Source organism: Chitinophaga sp., assembly GCF_036569125.1.
In the GTDB taxonomy this organism is placed as follows: Bacteria; Bacteroidota; Bacteroidia; order Chitinophagales; family Chitinophagaceae; genus Chitinophaga.
The window spans coordinates 1-3,803 of the sequence record NZ_DATCRF010000288.1 but is presented as its reverse complement, the minus strand read 5'-3'; the positions used below and the strand labels follow the sequence as shown (position 1 = coordinate 3,803).

Sequence of the window (3,803 nt, the reverse complement as noted above, 5' to 3'; positions counted from 1 at the left end):
CTTCCAGGAAGCGCGGCAGCACGGCAGCTAAAGTATCGAAGTTGATATGCTGCAGTACAAAAGACACGGGCAAACCGCCGCGGCGGCCTACCTGTATGGTTTGCTGCTCAATGGCAAATACGCGGCCTTCCGGAAAGCGGTACATATTCCGGTTCACCATGTCCACAATATCTTTCTGGGAACGGGTACGGTCATGCGGCTCAGATAATACCACATTGGCAAAAGCCGAATTTACGGCGCCGCCACCGCTAAAGCCCGGCGCAGTTACGGTAAGGATGATATTTTTTTCCGGTATGGAATCCAGCATGAACCGGCTTAGCTTGTCCACGTAGTTATCCATATAATCAAAGGAGGTGCCTTCCGGTGCTGTTATGGAAAGGCGGAACTGGCTGCGGTCTTCTATAGGCGCCAGCTCAGACGGCAGGGTTTTGAACAGTAAATAAACCAGCAGCAGGCAGGCGCCAATAATAACCACTCCCACCCAGCGTACCCGCATGAACTGCTGCAGCGAGCTTTTGTAGCCGTTTTCCATCCACTGGAAAAAGGGCTCTGTTTTGGTATAGAACCAGGAATGTGTATGTTTTTTGCGGCCCAGCTTTACGTTCAGCACCGGTGTTAGCGTAAGCGATACAAAAGCGGATATGAGCACGGCCCCGGCCACCACAATGCCAAACTCCCGGAACAGCCGGCCCACAAATCCCTGCAGGAATACAATGGGCAGGAATACAAAGGCCAGGGTAATGGAGGTGGCTATTACTGCAAAGAAGATCTCTTCCGAACCTTCGCGGGCTGCGCGCATACGCGGCATGCCCGACTCTATTTTCTTATAGATGTTCTCTGTTACCACTATACCGTCATCCACCACAAGGCCCGTGGCCAGTACAATGGCCAGCAGGGTTAATATATTAATGGTAAAGCCGCATACATACATCAGGAAGAATGCGCCTATCAGCGATACCGGTATATCTATCAGCGGGCGGAAGGCCATGAGCCAGTCGCGGAAGAACAGGTATACGATCAGGATCACCAATACCAGGGCCACTATCAGGGTTTCCTGCACTTCAACAATAGACTTTTTGATGAAGCTGGTATTGTCCATGGCAATGTTGGTGATAAAATCGTCTGGTATGTCTTTCTTGATCTGCTCATAGCGCCGGTAAAATTCATCGGCTATGGCCACGTAGTTGGAGCCGGGCTGCGGTGAAAGCGCCAGGGCTATCATGGGAACGGCAGACTCTTTTAATATGGTTTCTTCATTTTCCGGACCCAGTACTGCCTGGCCTATATCCCGCAGGTGGATCACCTTGCCATTTACATTTTTTATAATGAGGTCATCAAACTCCTCCTCTGTATCCAGGCGGCCAAAGGTGCGTACGGTAAGCTCTGTAGCATTACCGGCTATTTTACCCGAGGGCAGCTCCACATTTTCCCGCAGCAGGGCGGTCTGCACATCAGAAGGGCTAAGGTTGTAGGCAGAGAGGCGGGCGGGATCCATCCAGATACGCATGGCGTATTTTTTTTCACCCCAGATACGGATGGAGCTTACGCCGGGAATGGTTTGCAGGCGTTCCAGCAGCACATTGTTGGCATATTCTGTGATCTCCAGCTGGTTGCGGGTACGGCTTTGCACCGTCATGGAAAGAATGGCGTCTGAGTTGGCGTCTTCCTTGGTTACCACGGGTGGTGCATCCAGGTCGGGGGGCAGGTTGCGCAGGGCCTGGGATACTTTGTCGCGCACATCATTGGTGGCGGCTTCCAGGTCAATGTTCAGCTCAAACTCCACGGTAATGCTGCTGGTGCCCTGGCTGCTGCTGCTGTTTATATTCTTGATACCGGCAATGCCGTTGATCTGTTTTTCCAGCGGCTCGGTGATCTGCGTTTCTATAATGTCCGAATTGGCGCCTGCATACGAGGTGCGCACATTCACAATGGGCGGGTCTATAGCCGGAAAGTCCCTTACTCCCAGGAATGAAAAACCCACTACACCAAAGATCACAATGATGATGTTCATCACGATCGCCAATACCGGCCGTTTAAGGGATATGGAAGGAAGACTCATAGCACTTCGTTTTAATTACGCTGAAGGCAGAAAGCTTAAAGCCGAAAGCTGATCGTGTTTTGCCTTGTGCTTTCAGGGTAATTCATGATTTATTATTTTATCCCGCCCTGGTCCCATTGTCCGTATTGCTTCTAAAACGTAGTATGCAATGGACCCTGGACTATGGACCGCAGACTAATTAACTGTATTATACTTGATCGTCATGCCGGCGCGCAGCTGCATAAGGCCGCTGGTAATAACGGTATCGCCTAAGTTCAGGCCACTGGTTACCTGTATATTGTTCTCGTCCCGTATGCCGGTTTCCACCACTACAAATTTGGCTTTGCCGCTGTCGGCTATGATCACTTTCTTATCCCGGGTACCGGGGATGACGGCCTGTGTGGGGATCATAATAGCCTCCGGCATATTCTTTAAGGGGATGGTTACCCGGGCAAAGGAGCCTGGCAGCAGCTGACCGCCATTGGGCATAATGGCCCGTATGCGGATGGTGCGGGTGGCCAGATCGATCTTGGGATCCATGGCGTAAATGCTGCCTTTGTAGGTATCATTGTCGCCGGCTACCTTAAAGGTTACAGCATCTCCTAACTTAATAGTGGCGCGGTATTTTTCCGGGATGGAGAAGTCGATCTTCAGCGGGTCTATCTGCTGCAGGGTAGTGATCACCGTGGTGGGCGATACAATGGCGCCCAGGCTCACATTACGCAGGCCCAGGCGGCCGCTGAAGGGTGCGCGCAGCTCTGTTTTCTGCAGCTGGGTGCGGGTATAGTCCATATCGGCCCCGTAGGCGCTAACCTGGTTGCGGGTTACATCCACATCCTGCTGGCTGATGCCGTTTATCTTTAACAGGTTCTCCTGGCGTTCCAGGGTGGTCTTGGCCAGCTGTTGCTGCAGCTGCAGCTTTTGCAGCTGGGCTTTCAGGTCTTCGTCGTAGATCTTTACCAGCAGGGCGCCTTTGGTTACGTTCACGCCTTCTTTAAAATAAAGGCCTACTATGCGGCCGGAGATCTCGGGCTTTACTTCTACCTCCTCGTTGCTTTGCAACGTACCGCTGGCATCAATGGTCTCATCCAGCCGGGTGGTTTTTACCACATAGGCATCTGCCAGCAAAGGTTTGCTGCCACCGCCGCCACCCCGTGCTGCTGCAGGGGCCGCTGGTTCCTTTGTGCCTCCACCCGCCATCTTTTTATAAATGAAGAAAATGACAACTGCTGCTACAATAGCAAGCAGTATGGTCCTGAGTATCTTTTTACTGCTGGTCATGTTTTAGTTCGCCTTATATATATTAATGAGTTCGCCCGGTTATGATAACGTGCTCCTTTCCTTTATTACAGGTTGTCCCGGCAAATTTAATAAATGGTATAGGTGGTTACGCCGGGCGAGTGTTAATTAAAGTTAAGAGCGGCCAATACGTATATAAAAGGTTACATTACCGGTTGAATGGTGTTTTTGCGGTTATAACAGCCATTTTCCTGGAATAACGGCTAAAATGGCTTATGAAGTGAAATGCATATTAATAATAATAATCCTGCGAAAGCTTCACTCACACAGGGTTTGCAGGCATTCTCACCGTTGCGTATGTGTGAAAATTTAGATGCGTAGTTGCCAATTCAATAAAAATTATATTTTTGCAGTCAAGTTTTAAACCAAAAACACTTAAAATTATGTCAGACATTGCATCAAGAGTTAAAAAGATCATCATTGACAAATTGGGCGTTGACGAAGCCGAGGTAACTCCTGAAGCCAG

At 50.2% G+C, this 3,803-nt stretch carries 2 protein-coding genes and 1 pseudogene; 1 reads left to right on the top strand and 2 read right to left on the bottom strand.

Features of this window, described 5'->3' with window-relative positions:
- Together VIM87_RS10565 and VIM87_RS10560 are read right to left on the bottom strand one after the other, a co-directional pair.
- The coding region (locus VIM87_RS10565; RefSeq protein ID WP_331996964.1) for an efflux RND transporter permease subunit at window positions 1-2,059 on the bottom strand (2,059 nt) is incomplete at its 3' end.
- 174 nt (window positions 2,060-2,233) lie between these two features.
- Entirely contained in the window at window positions 2,234-3,319 is a 1,086-nt protein-coding gene (locus VIM87_RS10560) for an efflux RND transporter periplasmic adaptor subunit (RefSeq protein WP_331996963.1), read from the bottom strand.
- A gap of 401 nt (window positions 3,320-3,720) precedes the next feature.
- Here VIM87_RS10560 and VIM87_RS10555 point away from each other — a divergent pair.
- Window positions 3,721-3,803: pseudogene (locus VIM87_RS10555) on the top strand (acyl carrier protein); the annotation flags it as partial.